Below are 19,731 nucleotides of genomic sequence, written 5' to 3'. Positions count from 1 at the left end.
GAGATTTGAATGGTGCGCGAGGAATTTATCTTCGTGCATTGGTTGATACGCCTTGGTTGAGAGACAATCTCAACTTATGTATTTGTTAGCATTAGTTAGCGAAAAAGTATCGGTTGAGTTTGGCGTTTATTCAATATTTTGATTTTGCCAAAACCCTCCGACATTCCAAACTTTATCAAATTTTTCATTTTTAACATATGCTATACAGGGTGGCATTATAAAACTTTTAATAACAGTGACAACTTCATCAAAGGTAAGTTGTGGGTTTCCCTTTTTAATTTTATTTAAAAAGGCTGTCCATTGTTTTTGTTTATTTGGATCATTAGTAAATTCTTGGGTTAAAGCTAAAGGTTCTTTTATTGGTATTTTTGTTTTGCGTCGTTCAAAAGTATTTCCTATAGCTTGGCAAAGTAAATCACCTTGAAATTCAAAATCTTTACAAAGAAACCAAATATCATAAAAATCTTTCAAGCGGCTATTTTTTATCCCTAAATCAACCATAGCTTGAAACTTTTCAGCTATTACTGTTTCACGAGGATATATTATCAATTTTGGCTTGGGAACATCTAGAATAGTATCAATTACCTCTTCTTTAGCTTTGGGTGTAACAGCATCTCCAAATCCAATATCAACTTGAAGCTTACACGGACGAGGAATAGTAGCTAATTTCCCTTTAATTGTAACTCTTACTCCTTTATATTGCTGATCTTCTTTTATTACTTCTGCTTCGATAGATTCTGGCACGAAAATAATTCCATCTTCTTCACACTCTATTAAGCAAATTTCTTGAAAAACTTTTTTTATATGTTCGACTTCATTGTTGCCAAAACTTAGGAAATCTAAATCGTTTGTCGCTCTATGTGGTTCACCATTCCACACTTTAAAAAGTGTAGCTCCTTTCAAAATGTATTGTTTTTGATATGGAGATTGACTAAGCCTATATAGCAGCCTTTCACCAACATAAAGGGTTAGTAATTGATCAAATGTTTCCCCTCTTTTCTTAGATTCATTTAACAATCTAGAACGGATAGATGCTGGTATATTATTAGGCTTTTTCGATGTCATGTGAGTGATTCTAGATAAGGACGCATTACATTATGGACTCGACAAATTTTAGCATAATGCCATAGTTCATCCATTGAGCATCTTCTTTCTTTCCAAGATTCTCGAAGTGCTTCCAGTGCTACTTCTAGAGTAACTTTGTTACGAAATTTAAAACAATCTACGACTGTTTTAGCCAAGGAATATACTCGTACATTAACACCCTCTATTAGATGGTTTTCAATGCCTTCCTCTAGAGATTGACCAGACATATAAACAATTCTGAGAGGTAGAAGATTATCTTTTGGTGGACGATGTTTGTGAGGAATAGCCAGCCATACTTCAAAAGGTGCTTGCGTCGTTAGCTCATAAAAACTGAGTGCTGATAGAAGACAAACTACTCCAATAGGAACTCGTTTAGCAGTTTCAGCCAAAGTGTGACTTTCTGTAATTTCAGCATCGGAAAAAGTATAAATACCACGAGCAGAATGTATTAGTAGCCCTTGCTGTTCAAGGCGTTTAATATACTGTCTGTGAATACCTTTCGATTCTATGTCTTTAGCTGTAATTATGCCTTTTTCACGAGCATAATCTAGCACTTGTTGTGTTTTGGACATAATTAAATCAATGGACTTAACTTCAACACTTTTGTGATCAAATGTGATAAAGTGCCAGCAGTAGTTAACAATTGCCTACATTTTATCACAAATTTTTCTTTAACGCATCGTTAAAATTAAAAAAAGAAAAAGAAGTAGAAAAAAGCGATCGCCGAAATCCGTAGGGGCGTTATTTTCTTGCCCATTCAGTAGTTTAGGAGAAAGAATAATAAAGTTTCTCCCCTAGTCCCTGTCCCCTCTCCCCTCTCCTCCCTACACCTTACGGAGTAGCCGTAGGTGCAGGTGGAGATGATTCCGTAGGTGGTGCAGTGGGAGTAGGATTAGAATCTGCTACCTTATTGATTTCGTCCTTATACTGAGCCGGAGCTAAGGCTGTAGCTTGATCAAATAAAGGTTTTGCTTCAGCAAGCTTACCTTGTTGCTTAAACAGCATTGCTTTCGCTAAAACGGGACGAAAATCTTGATGATCTTGATTAATTGCTTGATCATACACAGAAACAGCCTGTAGATCCTGCTTCTGAAAAGCATAAACATTACCTAAAAGGACTTGAATAGCAACTACATCCCCACTACCCGGCACAATAGCATTAGCCTTCTTTGCAGCAGTTAAGCTTTCTTCCAATAAGCCAATAGCTGCTTCTGGACGCTTTTCACTTAATTGCAAACTGACCATCCCCTGTAAAGCCTTCAAATCTGCCGGTTTTGCAGTTAAAATAGTACGATAAGTTTGGGCTGCTCCTTCCTTATCGCCAATTTGTTGTTTAGCTTGAGCCAGTAAAACCCCATACTCTGACTTTTGGGGATTAAGTTTAGCAAGTTTTTCCAAAGGTTCAATCACAACTTGAATATCCGCCGGTTTAAGTTCCCCTTGTCCTTTTTGACTCAACAACTGTAACCGGGCTTGCAAAAGTCCTTTGAGTGCAGTTTGATTTTCTGGCTCTTTCTGTAAAACCAATTCATAGCCCCGGACTTGATCTTCTAATTTTGACTTTTGCTGCAATGAAGATCCTTGATTCTCAGTATTGGCTTGATTCGATGGTAATGATTGGGGTTTGTTAAATGTTGTAATTATGGGCATAACAGAAACCCCCACAAAAGCAACAACAGCGAAAGCCAACACTACTCGAACCATCCAGCGATTACGCGATTCAGACACAATATTATTCTACTCCTAAATGTTAACAAAATGTAAGTATATAGAACCAAAGCCATGCTACACTATCAGCAGATTTTAAATTTTGGATTTATTCTTGATCTAAATTCCGACAATGAAATTAATTACAAATTGCAAAGTTAAAAATTTCCAAAACTTTGCGGAATACGGTCATTTATCTGTGAATTTTATAACAAATAAATATCTATCCTGCTAAAGTAAGTGATGACTTTAGGAAGATCCGTCAGAATTATAGCTATGCTATGCTGCCGATAACCTAGCGTGGCCTTAGCCTCAATGGTTATGAAGAGGCTAAATTACACATTTAGTGTATAAATGTGAGATTTCGCGTACTTCTGTTCATATAAAGCATCAAGCGAAAGGCTAGATTAAAAGTAAATATACTTTGATCAGCCACACGCTTGCTCTTTTCTACCTGTCTTTGTCAAATCCTACCAAGGGATAAGTCTTGTGCCGCAAGGAGTTTTTATGAATTCCGACCTGATGCCATCTTCTCAATCCTCAAATTCCACAGCCTCTAAACAAGGCAGAAAAGAGATTTCACCCCCTGTTAATGCTCATACATTAGCAGACCAACCCTCTCAACTGGAAAATTCTGTCATTGACCTGAGTAAATCCGATGCTAACGGGCATTTAGTTAATCGAGAACAACCAATTCCACCTCCGAGTGAACCAACTCAGTACCGAGCTATTGGCCTAGTTCGCGGGTGCTATCATGCCAGTAGTGAACAGTTTACCCAAGGAACACTACTGACCAGCGATGGGGTTGAACTTAATGCCGTCCTATTAGGTCGGATTATGAGTTTAGTCAAAAATCACTTAGACCTAGAAAAAGAACATCTATGGGTAGTTTATCCCCGCACCAGACAAGAAAATGACGCATTACACCTGCAAATTGTTGGCGTTTGGGAACCAGAAAATCTGGCGAAAAATGCACTAGATGAACATAGACCAGATGGGATTACTCAAAAGTTACACAACTCGACAGTAGTTTGTGATGATCTCAAACCCTCATCATCTGTTCCTGATGGCGGTTTTTCTGTGCGCGGTGAGGTAGTTTACCAGTCTTTTGATGAAAGGAGTTTGGTTGTGAAAATCAAGCAATCTCCCCGGAAAACTACTGATAAAGCTAAATATTTTAAGTTGAAACTCAAGGGCATATTAACCACCAAAGCGGTCGGTAAGTTCTGGGACTTCAATGTTAAACGGGAATCGGATACTTTAGTAGTAATTAATGCCGAAGCGATCGCTGATTTACCGAAAAAACGTAGACCACCATTCAAAGCCGCGTCCCGTGGCGCTGCTAACAGCGGTACTAGAAGACCATTCGCCCCCCGACACAATGGTGAAGCCCCACGTCCCATTAGAAAGACAGCAGGTGATCCCACGGTCATTACTAAACCTATACCCAAAACCCCCACTCCTATGCCAATTAAGAGGCCTAAGCCGACCGGGGAATAGGTAATTAGTCCGTTGTCCGTTGTCCGTTGTCCGTTGTCCGTTGTCCGTTATCCGTTGTCCGTTGTCCGTTGTGAAATGATGATTAATGGGTACAGAAACACGGAATTTGCTGAGGAATTTCCCTCTTTGTCTTTCTTCTTGCTTGTTTTTTCTTGCTTGTTTTTTCTTCTTTCTCACTCCTGACTCTGTGACTCCTGACTCCTTCTAAAACTCCGTCCAACGATCTTGAGGTAAAAAAGAACGCTCCATTGGTATCGGGGCTACTGGTTCAGTTAGGCTAAATATCCCCTCTTTAATCCATTGTTTCAACTCTTGGGCTACTTTTCGGGACAGAAATAAGCTCGCTAAAGATGCTACTCGTACCGTTCTCCCTTCAATAGTGATACGTCCAGATTTAAGTTGGGCGTAACTCACTAAACCGAAGGTAGGACGGACACGACGAGGAATGGAAAAATCTACAATTGGCGCTACTAAGTCTCTGTCTTGGACAGCACACCGTTCTATCACTGCCACATTTAAAACTGGCAACGGCACGCCTACACCCATCATCAAGGATGGCCCATAGCTTTTAAAGTAACAACCTCGTATCCATCGGGCATCCATTTGTTTGGCATCGCCAATTAACGCTAAAGTGGCTGAAGGTCCAATCGGTGTCCGATTTTCTAACCGCTTTTGCAAAGGGAAATGTTGTGTCCCCTCCCAAGCTACATAACCAATACCCCCAGCTAAAAAAATCTTTGTCCCAATACCAACGATTTGTAAATCGGGGTCATTCAGCAACGGTGACAGCGAACCAGGGTTAGAATAAACTGCATTCCCTAAACGTGGCTGTAACGGTCCTAAATACGTATACAGTGGGCGATCGCCACCATTCACACCAACAATAAAATTTTGATAAAGATTACGCGGATTAAATAAATAAAACTGATTGATGGTGTCACGGGTAATAGTAGTTTCAAATGTAGCCCTGGGATAACAATCGGTAACTTGTCCAATAGCACGTACTTGGATAGATTTACCCGCAATTAAATCCTCAATCACATGACCCCCTCCACGTTCTCGCACTTCTTCCCCATCTATGGTGTCAACTGGACAACTAGCACCTAAGTATAAATCCACAGCCCCAAACCCAGAGTATGCTGGTACTCCATCTAACCAGCAACGCCGAATTTTTATCGGTGGGTCAGTATGTCCTAAATTAATAATTGCACCACTTGACTCCATTGGTTCAAATGTACCAGTGGTAATTACATCTACTTCCTTAGCAGCTTTATTAACACCAACTTCTCCAACTCGTGCTTTCAATTCTTCAGCAGTCCAGACTATCGCCCGTTTTTGGCTGATTTTCTCGTTAATCTCCGCAATTGTTCGCATTTTTAATTCAGTTGTAAGTTGGGTTTAAAAAAACCCAACATTTCCGTGTTGGGTTACACCTTCGGCACGCTACGCGAACACTTTGTTTTACCCAATTGACAATCTATCAGGATTGTATTCTCATTGTGCTTCAGACGCAGGAATTACATCACAAAACAAAACCCTTACCCTTCAAATATTGTGAAAAAGGCACGAGTCATCAGACTTGTGACTATCAAAAACTATGCGCCCGCTGTCAAAATCAATTTTTCCAGGATAAAGGTTATTCAAAATACTGTCACTCGTACCCGTGTTGTACCACCTATCACCTCTCATCTACCCTGAATTTAACAGAATCAGCATGGGAAGGTAAACCCTCTGTAGTTGCTAATATGTCAATGGCCAATGCCACTTTTTCTAGTGCGGTTTGCGAGTATTGGATAATACTTGAGTGTTTTAAAAATGTTTCTACCCCTAAGGCCGAAGCATAACGGGCAGCGCCAGAAGTAGGTAGGGTATGATTTGGACCTGCCAAATAGTCTCCCACTGCTTCCGGTGTAGAACTACCCAGAAAAATTGCCCCCGCATGGCGAATATGGTTAATTAAAGCCCAAGGATCAGCAACTTCTAATTCTAAATGCTCTGGTGCAAACTCGTTAGAAAGTTCCGCTGCGGCAGACAGAGATTCCACCACCACAATTAAACCATAATGGGCGATCGCTTTTTCCGTATCTATCCGGCGCGGGTGATCTGCCAATTGTCTTTCTACCTCGATTTGCACTTTTTTAGCCAAAATAGCATCTGTTGTCAGCAAAATCGCGGCGGCCATAGGATCATGTTCTGCTTGCGCTAACAAGTCCGCAGCTACATACACAGGATTAGCCGTTTCATCAGCAATTATTAGCACTTCGCTAGGACCGGCTAAAGAATCAATACCCACAGTTCCGTAAACTAATTTTTTCGCCAAAGTGACATAAATATTACCCGGTCCTGTAATTACATTTACTTTGGGAATAGTTTCTGTTCCATAAGCCAAAGCCCCAATAGCTTGAGCACCACCAACTCGGTAAATTTCCTGAACTCCTGCTTCTTGAGCCGCTACCAAAACCGCAGGATTAACCATTTTACCTCCTCTCACAGGTGTCACCATCACCACCCGTGGCACACCCGCTACTTTCGCCGGAATGGCATTCATTAACACTGTACTCGGATAACAAGCCCGACCACCTGGTATATATAAACCCGCACAGTCTACGGGCGTGTAGCGCTTACCTAATACTACTTCATCATCGCCAAACTGTACCCAGCTTTTGGGAACTCGCTGACGGTGAAAATTCTCTATTTTTTCGCAAGCTAGGCGAATAGACCGCAGCAAATCCTTAGATACCTGTTGATATGCTGCATCTAATTCTGAGCCTGTTACCTTTAGTTCTTCTGGTTTTAGGGTTTGCTGATCAAATTCAGCTGTATAGTGTAGTACAGCTTTGTCCCCTTGGCGCTTCACCGCTTGCAACACTTCGCGTACTGTTGCTTCTTTGTGAATTACCTGTTCATCCTGGGTGCGTTCGCAGATCCTTTGCAGTTCTGCTCTAACGTCAGCTTGCTCAGTAATAATTCGCAGCATGGAGTAAAAAAATATCAAATTTTACAATATTCTTAGACAAAAACTAATTAGGCTTTCTATTTGCCGGCACACCACAGCGTTAACACAACAAATATCCAAAAATAGCTAAAAAGTCCATTGTATCAGCTTTTTGACCTTGGATTTTTTGAGTTTTGACTACCGCCGCGCCCTACCAGACTATGAACCTGAATCTGATTCTTCTCTCTAGCTTAACCTGGATTTTTTTTTGATACTACTTTTATATATAAAACTCAACCAATCCAGGAAATTTAAAACTCCTTGGGGTTGAATTTGTGGCGATTAGTCAGCTTTCTTTGTCAATAACGCATTTTAACCTATTTACCCCCATCCCTAGCCATCAAGATTTTCTCTCCAAATACAAAAATTTTTTTCCAGAAATTATAACATTCCCAAAAATAATGCTATAGTTATTAAACCTGGTAGTGTGTGTACATAATTAATAGTCTTTTTTGGAATTACTGTGGCGAATACAAAATCTGCTCTTAAACGCGCCAAAATCGCAGAGCGCAACCGACTACGTAATAAAGCATATAAATCGGCCGTAAAAACGCTGATGAGGAAGTACTTTAGTTCTGTGGAAGCTTGTACAGCTAATCCAACAACGGAACTCAAGCAAGAAGTGGCAGCAAGAATGTCCGAGGCTTACAGCAAAATTGATAAAGCTGTAAAAAATGGTGTGCTTCATCCCAACAATGGGGCTAGGAAAAAGTCAAGATTGGCTCACAAACACAAAACCCTCACCGCTTAGTCCAGCGTTCAGTGGTTTGTTTACCGCTGACCACTGAACCAACTAACAAGCCATGCAACTCATAGATAGCCACGTACACATTAACTTTGACATTTTTCAGCCCGATTTGGCAGCAGTCCGCGCTAGGTGGCAAGAAGCAGGAGTAGTCAAATTAGTCCACTCCTGTGTTCACCCCCAGGAATTTGCCAGCATTAGTCAAATAGCAGAGCAGTTTCCTGAACTCAGCTTTGCTGTAGGGCTACATCCTCTGGAGGCTGATAAATGGAATGACCAAACATCTACCCTAATTAAGTCCTTGGCTAGTTCTCATTCCCAAGTGGTAGCCATTGGAGAAATGGGGCTGGATTTCTACAAAGCAGATAACTATGAGTACCAACAAGAGGTATTTAGATTACAATTGGACCTTGCTTGTGAACTGAATTTACCAGTGATTATTCATTGTCGTGATGCAGCACCAGCAGTGAGGGACATATTGCAGAAATGGCGGAATTTGTATGGGGAAAGGTTGCGCGGTGTCATGCACTGCTGGACAGGAACACCGGAAGAAACTCAATGGTTTCTAAATTTGGGGTTCTATATTAGCTTTAGCGGAATAGTGACATTTAAAAATGCTCAAACCATTCAAGCAACCGCCGCAATGGTTAATAGCGATCGCTTGCTCATAGAAACAGACTGTCCATTTCTGTCGCCCGTACCCAAACGTGGTGAAAAACGTAACGAACCGGCTTATGTTCGTCATGTAGCGGAGGCACTAGCCAAAATACGAGGGGAAACAATAGAAGAAATTGCCCAGAAAACAACTCACAATGCCTGTAAACTATTCGGTCTAGCATTGTAGATGACAAATTGGTTATTAGCAAAGATAATTGACAATTGATTTGAGTCCTGTGATCCTTCTGAAGGAGAAAAATGTGCTACAATCTTAACCTCCAAAACATTTAGGTTAAGCCACAATGGTAGGGGGAGAATAGTAACTTTATAAAACTCAATTTGCCCTGTTATTAACCCGATATTAGGCAGTTTGAAAGTTTCTGGTTTTAGCCCGCTTGATCAATCGAAAGGGCATCTGCGGCCTACGTTGCTATTATGCTTATTAAGCAGCCCCATCGAAAATCCAAAATCGTCTACCCATTCAATCAAATCTCTACAAACTTAAATCTCTACAAACGGATGCTCTCAATCACCAACAAACCGTGACAACTTAGTTAGTTTGACTAGAGTGAAAATTGTGAAAACAGCAATCCAAATCCCCACGTTCCCCTATTGGTATATCAAACCTATAGAAAATCGTAACAATAATTGTCTAGTTTAGACAATCATAACAATATCAAATCTATAGTGCAGGGACAAAATGCAACGTTGCACTACCAAGTCCAACTCTAGCGAGGCTTCCCAGTTTTGGGATCTGACAGAAAGGATAAAGTACCAGGTATGAGGTGTGAGGTGTGAAGTATGAAAAACTATGAAGTAGAAAAAATATTATGGACAAAGCTAGGCTACGCTATCAGTCAGAAACCTGACTATTGCCCAGTACATCGCCTTCATAACCCACAGTTCTCATTCTAGCACAAAGCCCTTATGGCAGACTCTCAGCTATGGCTACGCCACCTCGGCTATCAGCAACAAGCAAGTTTAACCAGGTTGATAAAGGTAAAGGCATGACTAACGACGATAAATACATGGAATCCGCCTTTCTGTTACCCGACTTGATTGAAATTCAGCGTTCCAGTTTTCGCTGGTTTCTAGAAGAAGGGCTAATAGAAGAACTAAACTCTTTTAGTCCAATTACAGACTATACTGGCAAACTAGAACTGCACTTTTTAGGCAATAACTACAAACTCAAAGAACCTAAATACAGCGTTGAAGAATCCAAGCGGAGAGATAGCACTTATGGAGTGCAAATGTATGTCCCTACCCGTCTGCTAAACAAAGAAACAGGAGACATTAAAGAACAAGAAGTATTTATTGGCGATTTGCCTTTGATGACAGATAGAGGCACATTTATTATCAACGGAGCAGAGCGGGTTATAGTCAATCAAATTGTGCGATCGCCTGGAGTGTACTATAAATCAGAAATAGATAAAAACGGACGACGGACTTACTCTGCCAGTTTAATTCCTAACCGGGGGGCATGGCTGAAATTTGAAACAGATCGTAACGACCTAGTTTGGGTACGGATAGACAAAACGCGGAAATTATCAGCCCAGGTACTTTTGAAAGCACTAGGACTATCAGATAATGAAATATTTGATGCCCTGCGTCATCCAGAATACTTCCAAAAAACCATAGAAAAAGAAGGGCAATTTTCCGAAGAAGAAGCCCTAATGGAATTATACCGGAAACTTCGTCCTGGTGAACCACCGACAGTTTTAGGTGGACAACAGCTTTTAGACTCCCGTTTCTTTGATCCTAAACGCTATGACCTGGGAAAAGTTGGTCGTTATAAACTTAACAAAAAACTCCGTCTTTCTGCTCCCGATACCATGCGCGTCCTTACCCCTGGGGACATCCTAGCGGCCATTGATTACCTCATTAACCTAGAGTATGACATTGGTAGCATTGATGATATTGATCATCTGGGAAATCGCCGAGTCAGAAGCGTGGGGGAATTACTGCAAAACCAAGTCAGAGTTGGGTTAAACCGCCTAGAAAGAATTATCAGAGAACGGATGACTGTATCTGATGCTGAGGTTTTAACACCAGCTTCCTTAGTCAACCCCAAACCCTTAGTAGCAGCCATTAAAGAGTTCTTTGGTTCTAGTCAACTTAGTCAATTCATGGATCAAACCAATCCTTTAGCCGAATTGACCCATAAACGGCGAATCAGTGCCTTGGGACCTGGAGGTTTAACCAGAGAAAGAGCCGGGTTTGCGGTGCGAGATATTCACCCCAGTCATTATGGAAGGATTTGCCCCATTGAAACACCAGAAGGACCAAACGCTGGACTCATTGGTTCATTAGCTACCCATGCCCGCGTTAACCTCTATGGTTTTCTAGAAACACCCTTTAGACCGGTAGAAAACGGCAAAGTTCTCTTTGATGTTCCCCCGGTTTACATGACAGCAGATGAAGAGGATGATCTGCGGACCGCAACGGGTGATGTTCCCCTAGATGAAAATGGTTATATCAAGGGACCTCAAGTACCAGTTCGCTATCGTCAAGATTGGACAACCACCAGTCCAGAACAGGTGGATTATGTGGCGGTTTCTCCAGTACAGATTATCTCCGTAGCTACCAGCATGATTCCTTTTTTGGAACATGATGATGCTAACCGGGCGCTGATGGGTTCTAATATGCAGCGCCAAGCTGTGCCGCTGTTGAAACCAGAACGTCCTTTAGTTGGTACGGGGTTAGAGGCGCAAGCTGCTAGGGACTCTGGTATGGTGATAGTTTCTCGCACCGATGGCGATGTGGTCTATGTTGATGCTACGGAAATTCGCGTTAGGGTGGGTGGTCAATTGCCCGCAGCCAGTGGTGGTGAGGTGATTGAGAAAGGACAAGAAATTAGATACAATCTTTCTAAGTATCAGCGTTCTAATCAAGACACTTGCTTAAACCAAAAACCCTTAGTGAGAATTGGCGAGAAAGTTGTCGCTGGTCAGGTATTGGCAGATGGTTCTTCTACGGAAGGTGGGGAACTGGCATTAGGGCAAAATATTGTTGTAGCGTATATGCCTTGGGAGGGGTATAACTACGAAGATGCAATTCTGATTTCTGAGCGTTTGGTACAGGAAGATATTTATACTTCTATCCACATTGAAAAGTATGAAATTGAAGCTAGACAAACCAAGCTAGGACCAGAAGAAATCACCAGGGAAATTCCCAACGTGGGTGAGGACGCGCTTAGACAATTAGATGAACAGGGTATTATCCGTATTGGGGCTTGGGTAGATGCCGGTGATATTCTGGTGGGTAAGGTGACTCCTAAAGGTGAATCGGATCAACCCCCAGAGGAAAAACTGCTACGGGCTATCTTCGGTGAAAAAGCCCGTGATGTCCGTGATAATTCCTTACGAGTCCCCAATGGTGAAAAAGGCCGAGTGGTTGATGTGCGGCTGTTTACCCGCGAACAGGGTGATGAATTACCACCAGGGGCGAACATGGTCGTCCGGGTTTATGTAGCTCAAAAGCGGAAAATCCAAGTTGGGGACAAAATGGCGGGAAGACACGGGAATAAGGGGATTATTTCTCGCATTTTGCCGGCGGAGGATATGCCTTATTTAGCCGACGGTTCACCGGTGGATATTGTTCTCAATCCCTTGGGTGTACCCAGCCGGATGAACGTGGGTCAGGTGTTTGAATGTCTTTTGGGTTGGGCTGGTCATAATCTAGGGGTGCGGTTTAAAATTACTCCCTTTGATGAAATGTATGGAGAAGAAACCTCCCGCCGTTTAGTGCATGGCAAACTTCAGGAGGCTAGGGACGAGACCGGTAGGGATTGGGTATATAACCCGGAAAATTGCGGTAAAATCATGGTTTATGATGGTCGCACGGGTGAACCCTTTGACCGTGCTGTAACTGTGGGGGTGGCGTATATGCTCAAACTAGTGCATTTGGTTGATGACAAGATTCACGCCCGCTCTACTGGACCCTATTCTCTGGTGACTCAACAACCTCTGGGTGGTAAGGCGCAACAGGGGGGGCAAAGATTTGGAGAAATGGAGGTTTGGGCACTGGAGGCATTTGGGGCTGCTTATACCTTGCAGGAACTATTAACGGTGAAGTCTGATGATATGCAGGGACGTAATGAGGCTTTAAATGCGATCGTTAAGGGTAAGGCTATTCCCCGTCCTGGTACTCCAGAATCTTTTAAGGTATTAATGCGCGAGTTGCAATCTTTGGGTTTGGATATTGCGGTTCATAAAGTCGAAACCCAAGCAGATGGTGGTTCCTTGGATGTAGAGGTAGACCTCATGGCAGACCAATCCCCGCGCCGTACTCCATCCAGACCCGTTTATGAGTCACTTTCCTATGAATCACTAGAAGAAGATGACTAAGGTGACAGGTAAGTACGACGACAGAATTAATTACATATTGGTTATTTACCAATTATTTGCCAGTCAAGGATTTCAGTCCAGATTTTTTGTGTGATTAATTTTGTCTAATTACTTAAGAGGTAAGAGTAAGAAATATTTCTCTAGCCTCCTCCGCTTCTTCTGCTCCCTGCAATCTGCATAACATGAGAAATTCACAATTATCACTTAACATGAAAGCCGCCCAAACTAATCAATTTGACTACGTAAAAATTGGTATAGCCTCACCAGATCGCATTCGCAAATGGGGTGAACGGACTTTACCTAATGGACAAATAGTTGGTGAAGTAACGAAGCCAGAAACTATTAATTACCGCACCCTCAAGCCGGAAATGGATGGTTTGTTCTGTGAACGCATTTTTGGACCGGCTAAGGACTGGGAATGTCACTGTGGTAAATATAAACGAGTTCGCCATAGAGGTATTGTTTGCGAGCGCTGTGGTGTCGAAGTAACCGAGTCTCGCGTCCGTCGTCACAGAATGGGTTTTATTAAACTAGCAGCCCCAGTGGCTCATGTTTGGTATCTCAAGGGCATTCCTAGTTATATTGCCATTCTCCTAGATATGCCGCTACGGGATGTGGAGCAAATTGTTTATTTCAATTCTTACTGCGTTTTAGCCCCTGGAAATGCTGATACCTTAACTTACAAGCAACTTCTGAGTGAGGATCAATGGCTAGAAATTGAAGATGCTATCTACAGCGAAGATTCTCAGTTAGAAGGCGTGGAAGTGGGTATTGGTGCGGAGGCACTATTACGGCTTTTGGCGGATATTAATTTGGAACAAGAAGCGGAAACTCTACGGGAGGAAATTGGCAATGCGAAGGGACAAAAACGGGCGAAATTAATTAAACGTTTGCGGGTAATTGATAATTTCATCGCCACCGGTTCTAAACCGGAGTGGATGGTTTTAGAAGTGATTCCAGTGATTCCTCCAGATTTACGTCCCATGGTGCAATTAGATGGGGGTAGATTTGCTACTAGCGATTTGAATGATTTGTACCGTCGGGTGATTAATCGTAATAATCGCTTGTCTAGACTTCAGGAAATATTAGCACCAGAAATCATTGTCCGTAATGAAAAACGGATGCTACAAGAAGCCGTTGATGCTTTGATTGATAATGGTCGGCGGGGTAGAACCGTCGTAGGTGCTAATAATCGTCCCCTAAAGTCGTTGTCCGATATTATTGAAGGAAAACAGGGACGGTTTAGGCAGAATCTCTTAGGTAAACGGGTAGATTATTCTGGTCGTTCTGTAATTGTAGTAGGTCCGAATCTAAAAATCCATCAATGCGGACTACCCAGGGAAATGGCCATTGAGTTATTCCAGCCCTTTGTGATTAATCGCTTGATTCGTTCGGGTATGGTGAATAATATCAAAGCGGCGAAAAAGCTGATTGCTCGCAATGATCCCTGTGTTTGGGATGTGCTACAGGAGGTAATAGAAGGACACCCGGTGATGTTAAACCGAGCACCGACGTTGCACAGGTTGGGTATTCAAGCCTTTGAACCGATTTTAGTGGAAGGTAGAGCTATTCAATTACATCCTTTAGTTTGTCCGGCCTTTAATGCTGACTTTGACGGGGACCAAATGGCAGTTCATGTGCCTTTATCTTTGGAAAGTCAAGCAGAAGCGCGGTTGTTGATGTTGGCTTGTAATAATATTTTGTCTCCTGCTACGGGTAGGCCTATTGTCACGCCTAGTCAAGATATGGTATTAGGGGCATATTATTTGACGGCGGAAAATCCCCAGGCGACAAAGGGAGCGGGGAAATATTTTTCATCCTTGGATGATGTGATTATGGCTTATGAAGCGAAGCAGGTGGATCTTCATGCCTATATTTATGTACGGTTTGATGGAGAAGTTGACTCAGGAGAACCAGACTCTGAACCCTTAGAAATCATAGAAGACAAAGATGATTTGGGTAAACTCAGGGGGAGGATGCTAAGGTATAAATTCCGTCGTGTCCGTGAAGATGCTCAAGGAAATTTAATTTCTCAGTACATTTATACAACTCCTGGACGAGCGATTTATAACAAGGCAATTCAGGAGGCGATAAATGCTTAATTAGTCAGTGGTCAGTGGTCAATGGTCAGTAGCAAAAGAAAAACAACTGATAACTGACAACTTGAACCTGGACGGGCTAGAAGCCCATCCCACAAAAACTGACAACTTGAACCTGGACGGGCTAGAAGCCCATCCCACAAAAACCGACAACTTGAACCTGGACGGGCTAGAAGCCCATCCCACAAAAACTGACAACCGACAACTGACATCTGACAAAATTATGACAACTAAAGCAGTTTTTCGCAATCTTGTGGTTAACAAAGGTAAACTAAGAGACTTGATTTCTTGGGCATTTACCCACTATGGAACAGCGCGGACAGCGGTAATGGCCGATAAACTCAAGGATTTGGGTTTCCGCTATGCGACTAAAGCGGGGGTATCTATTAGTGTAGATGATTTGATGATTCCTCCTTCTAAAAAAGAGCTTTTAGAAGCTGCAGAAACAGAAATTCTAGCCACAGAAGAACGTTATCAACGGGGGGAAATCACAGAAGTAGAACGTTTCCAAAAAGTCATTGATACTTGGAATAGTACCTCAGAATCCTTAAAAGATGAGGTTGTTACTCACTTCAAGAAAACCAATCCCCTTAACTCAGTTTACATGATGGCTTTTTCAGGAGCGCGGGGGAATATTTCTCAGGTGCGACAATTGGTAGGAATGCGGGGACTAATGGCAGATCCCCAGGGGGAAATTATTGACTTACCAATTAAAACTAATTTCCGCGAAGGTTTGACCGTTACAGAATATATTATTTCTAGTTATGGAGCGCGGAAAGGACTAGTAGACACAGCACTGCGGACAGCGGATTCTGGTTATTTAACTCGGCGGTTGGTGGATGTTTCCCAGGATGTGATTGTGCGGGAGTTTGACTGTGGGACGACAAAAGGGTTGGCTATCCGCGCCATGACCGAAGGTAGTAAGGTTTTAATTAAATTGGCTTCGCGGTTGATGGGTCGAGTAGTGGCTGAGGATGTAATTGACCCGGTGAGTGGGGAGATAATTGCGCCTCGGAATACACCTATTGACGATGATTTAGCCATCGCCATTCAAAAAGCAGGGGTCAAAGAGGTGATTGTCCGCAGTCCTTTGACCTGTGAGGCAGCCCGGTCTGTGTGTCAATATTGTTATGGTTGGAGTCTGGCCCACGCCAAAATGGTGGATTTGGGAGAGGCGGTAGGGATTATTGCAGCTCAGAGTATTGGTGAACCTGGTACACAGTTAACCATGCGGACTTTCCATACTGGGGGGGTATTTACCGGTGAAGTTGCCCAACAGGTACGGTCTAAAGTGGCGGGGACAGTGAAGATTCCCCGCAAGTTAAAAACCCGTCCCTATCGTACCCGTCATGGTGAGGATGCTTTGTATGTGGAAGCTGACGGAACTTTGATGATAGAAAGGGATAAAAAGCAAAGCAATACGCAAAGTCAGGAGATAGCAGTTACTCAAGGTTCAACTCTATATATACATGATGGACAGCAGGTATTAGCAGACCATTTAGTGGCGGAGGTGGCACTGGGTGGTAAAACCACTAGAACTAATACAGAAAAAGCGGTTAAAGATGTAGCTTCTGATTTGGCTGGTGAGGTGAAATTCGCTGAAGTTGTAGCCGAACAAAAAACAGACCGTCAGGGCAATTCTACTACAACGGCATCTAGAGGGGGTTTGATTTGGGTCCTTTCGGGTGATGTTTATAATTTGCCACCGGGGGCGGAATTGGTGGTTAAGAATGGTGATGCGATTGCGAAGCACTCCGAAGGAATCGCTACTAATGGAGTTTTGGCGGAAACTAAGCTGACTACTATCCATGGTGGTGTTGTGCGGTTGCCAGAGGTAGCTCCAGAAAAAGCGACTAGGGAAATAGAAATTATTACCGCTTCTGTGGTTTTAGACCAAGCAGCGGTTACGGTTCAGAGTTCCCAAGGACGCAATAGTTACTTAATTACGACTACTAATAACCAAGAGTTTAACCTGCGGGCTACACCGGGGACTAAGGTACAGAATGGTCAGGTAGTGGCGGAATTGATAGATGATCATTACCGGACTACTACGGGCGGTTTCTTGAAGTTTGCGGGGATAGAGGTGCAGAAGAAGGGTAAGGCCAAACTGGGTTATGAGGTAGTTCAGGGGGGGACACTGCTGTGGATTCCAGAGGAAACCCATGAGGTTAATAAGGATATATCTTTGCTGCTGGTAGAGGATGGTCAGTTTGTAGAAGCGGGAACGGAAGTAGTTAAAGATATCTTTTGTCAGACTGGCGGTGTGGTGGAAGTTACTCAAAAGAACGATATTCTCCGGGAGGTGGTGATTAAACCAGGTGAATTGTTGATGGTAGATGATCCTGAAGCTGCGATGGCTTTTGATAATATATTCTTGCAACCGGGAGAGGAACTGCAAGGGACGACGGTAACGGAATTGCGTTATATCCAATATGTAGAAACACCGGAGGGACCGGCATTATTAAGCCGTCCGGTGGTGGAGTTTGCTGTACCGACTACACCGGATGTACCTGCGACTACTTCTATTAGTCAACACACGGGGCGTTCTATTCAACTGCGGGCGGTGCAAAGGATTCCTTATAAGGATTCGGAGCGGGTGAAGTCTGTGGAGGGGGTGGAATTGCTGCGGACACAGATTGTGTTGGAAATTGAACAAGCGGCGGATACAGAACACGGGGCTTCACCTTTGGCGGCGGATATTGAATTGATTCCAGACTCAGAAGATGGTGAGATTCAGCGTTTGCAGTTGGTGATTTTGGAGTCTTTGGTGATGCGTCGGGATATTACTGCTGATGCGACCCAGGGTAGTACCCAAACTAATCTAGAAGTTGCTGATGGTGATACCATAGCTCCCGGTGCTGTGGTAGCCCGGACAAAGATATTGTGTAAAGAGGGGGGAATTGTTCGCGGTGTGCAGCAGGGGGCGGAAACGGTGCGCCGTTGTTTGGTGTTGCGACAGAATGATTTAATGACCGTGAGTACAAATGTTCTGCCCAGTGTGAAAGCTGGAGATTTGGTAGTCGAAGGGAGTGAACTTGCCCCTGGTGTGGTCGCGGCTGAATCTGGACAAGTAGTGGAAGTAGTCAGTGGTCAATTGTCAGTGGTCAATGACAAAACAACGGACAACGGACAACTGACAATTGACAATTCAGCCCACACTATTACTCTCCGTGTTGGTCGTCCTTACCGAGTTAGTCCAGGTGCAGTGTTGCAGGTAGAAGACGGGGATTTGGTGCAACGGGGTGATAATTTGGTGTTGTTGGTATTTGAACGTGCAAAGACTGGTGATATTATCCAAGGTTTGCCCCGGATTGAAGAACTTTTAGAAGCTCGTAAACCGAAAGAAGGGTGTATATTAGCCCGTCGCCCTGGGGAGGTGAAGGTGATTTATGGAGATGGAGACGAGGTAACATCTGTTTCTCGTGAAGCATATTCTATTAAAATCATGGAGGCTAATGGTACAGTCACAGACTACCCCCTCGGACCGGGGCAAAACTTGATAGTTCCCGACGGAGTGCAGGTAGTGGCTGGTCAACCCCTAACGGATGGACCTTCTAACCCCCATGAGATTTTGGAATTATTCTTTAGTTTGGGGTCTGAGGATGGGGTTTATGCTTGTGCTAGTCTAGCCTTGCAGAAGGTACAAACCTTTTTGGTGAATGAGGTACAAATGGTGTATCAGTCTCAAGGGATTGAGATTGCTGATAAACACATTGAGGTGATTGTCCGACAGATGACGAATAAAGTACGGATTGATGACGGTGGGGATACGACTATGTTGCCTGGTGAGTTAGTAGAATTACGGCAGGTGGAACAGGTGAATGAGGCTATGTCTATTACAGGTGGTGCAAAGGCGCAATATACACCTATGTTATTAGGTATTACGAAAGCGTCTCTTAACACTGATAGTTTTATCTCTGCGGCTTCTTTCCAAGAAACCACGAGGGTATTAACTGAAGCGGCTATTGAGGGTAAATCTGACTGGTTGCGTGGTTTAAAGGAAAATGTGATTATTGGTCGGTTGATTCCGGCTGGTACTGGTTACAATACCTTTGAGGAAGTAGGGGTAATTGATGACTATGTGACAGATATGGGTTTTGGCGACATGGGTGATAGGGTATTAGATGAAGTTGACGATTCTTTGGATATGGTGTTAGATGACCGTACGGCTAAACTATATAATTTGGATGCACCCGGTATGGTAGAAGGTGGTTTTGGTAGCAGTTCAAATTTTTTTGGGGGGGAAGAACGTCTGATTTTAGATGATGATGATGATGATGATTTGATTGTTGATGAAATTAGTGACCTCATTGCAGAAGATGATGAGGACGACGATGATTTTGAAGATGATCTTGATGATGAATAAAATCGGGCGTTGCTGAATTGAGGAGAAAAATTACCAAATTGAACCTTTAAAACTCTTACCTTTGCGTCTTTGCGCCTTTGCGTGAGACTAAAATTCATACCGTTAATCAGTAACGCCTAAAATACTAGGGGCAAACCCCCCGTGGTTGCCCTAAATATAAAAGGCAATAGGAATAGTAAATAGATTCCCTGTTCCCTGTATCTAAGAACCAAATTTAGCTAAATTATCAT

General features: G+C 43.0%; 11 protein-coding genes. 6 read left to right on the top strand and 5 right to left on the bottom strand.

Annotated features, from left to right (window positions below; translation table 11 throughout):
* Positions 1-126 precede the first annotated feature (126 nt).
* The 3 genes from H6G25_RS17335 to H6G25_RS17325 form a co-directional block, all read right to left on the bottom strand.
* The gene (locus H6G25_RS17335) at positions 127-1,065 is read right to left on the bottom strand and encodes a nucleotidyl transferase AbiEii/AbiGii toxin family protein (protein WP_190393567.1); all 939 of its coding nucleotides are present in this window, start codon (positions 1,063-1,065) and stop codon (positions 127-129) included.
* Complete coding sequence (locus tag H6G25_RS17330; RefSeq protein ID WP_190393566.1) at positions 1,062-1,658, bottom strand: type IV toxin-antitoxin system AbiEi family antitoxin domain-containing protein; 597 nt, start codon at positions 1,656-1,658, stop codon at positions 1,062-1,064. Before H6G25_RS17330 ends, H6G25_RS17335 begins: the two co-directional genes overlap by 4 nt.
* Before the next feature lie 259 nt (positions 1,659-1,917).
* Positions 1,918-2,814 carry a Tfp pilus assembly protein PilF gene (locus H6G25_RS17325; protein ID WP_190393565.1) on the bottom strand — a complete coding sequence of 299 codons (897 nt, stop codon included), beginning with the start codon at positions 2,812-2,814 and terminating at the stop codon, positions 1,918-1,920.
* Positions 2,815-3,300: 486 nt separating this feature from the next.
* Here H6G25_RS17325 and H6G25_RS17320 point away from each other — a divergent pair, with 486 nt between their 5' ends.
* Positions 3,301-4,293, top strand: a complete 993-nt coding sequence (locus H6G25_RS17320) for a hypothetical protein (protein ID WP_190393564.1) — start codon at positions 3,301-3,303, stop codon at positions 4,291-4,293.
* Positions 4,294-4,497: 204 nt separating this feature from the next.
* Here the strand turns inward: H6G25_RS17320 and H6G25_RS17315 are convergent, their stop codons facing one another.
* On the bottom strand, positions 4,498-5,667 hold the full coding sequence (locus H6G25_RS17315; protein ID WP_190393563.1) for a homocysteine biosynthesis protein: 1,170 nt from the start codon (positions 5,665-5,667) through the stop codon (positions 4,498-4,500).
* A gap of 304 nt (positions 5,668-5,971) precedes the next feature.
* Entirely contained in the window at positions 5,972-7,270 is a 1,299-nt protein-coding gene (gene hisD / locus H6G25_RS17310) for a histidinol dehydrogenase (protein ID WP_190393562.1), read from the bottom strand.
* A gap of 481 nt (positions 7,271-7,751) precedes the next feature.
* On the opposite strand from hisD, the gene rpsT reads away from it, so the two are divergent.
* The 5 genes from rpsT (at position 7,752) to H6G25_RS17285 (ending at position 19,501) form a co-directional block, all read left to right on the top strand.
* Positions 7,752-8,039 carry a 30S ribosomal protein S20 gene (gene rpsT / locus H6G25_RS17305; RefSeq protein WP_190393561.1) on the top strand — a complete coding sequence of 96 codons (288 nt, stop codon included), beginning with the start codon at positions 7,752-7,754 and terminating at the stop codon, positions 8,037-8,039.
* 52 nt (positions 8,040-8,091) lie between these two features.
* Positions 8,092-8,877: a TatD family hydrolase gene (locus H6G25_RS17300; protein ID WP_190393560.1), complete on the top strand. Its 786-nt coding sequence runs from the start codon at positions 8,092-8,094 to the stop codon at positions 8,875-8,877.
* A gap of 820 nt (positions 8,878-9,697) precedes the next feature.
* Positions 9,698-13,036, top strand: coding sequence for a DNA-directed RNA polymerase subunit beta (gene rpoB, locus H6G25_RS17295; RefSeq protein WP_190393571.1), 3,339 nt, complete (start codon positions 9,698-9,700; stop codon positions 13,034-13,036).
* A 209-nt stretch (positions 13,037-13,245) separates the two neighbouring features.
* A complete protein-coding gene (locus tag H6G25_RS17290) occupies positions 13,246-15,138 on the top strand; it encodes a DNA-directed RNA polymerase subunit gamma (protein ID WP_190393570.1) in 1,893 nt (630 codons plus the stop codon).
* Positions 15,139-15,145: 7 nt separating this feature from the next.
* A complete protein-coding gene (locus tag H6G25_RS17285) occupies positions 15,146-19,501 on the top strand; it encodes a DNA-directed RNA polymerase subunit beta'' (RefSeq protein ID WP_347239213.1) in 4,356 nt (1,451 codons plus the stop codon).
* Positions 19,502-19,731: the final 230 nt, after the last annotated feature.

This window comes from Dolichospermum sp. FACHB-1091 (assembly GCF_014697585.1).
In the GTDB taxonomy this organism is placed as follows: Bacteria; Cyanobacteriota; Cyanobacteriia; order Cyanobacteriales; family Nostocaceae; genus Dolichospermum.
The sequence above is the reverse complement of the archived record's forward strand: the minus strand, read 5'-3'. Positions and strand labels throughout refer to the sequence as shown.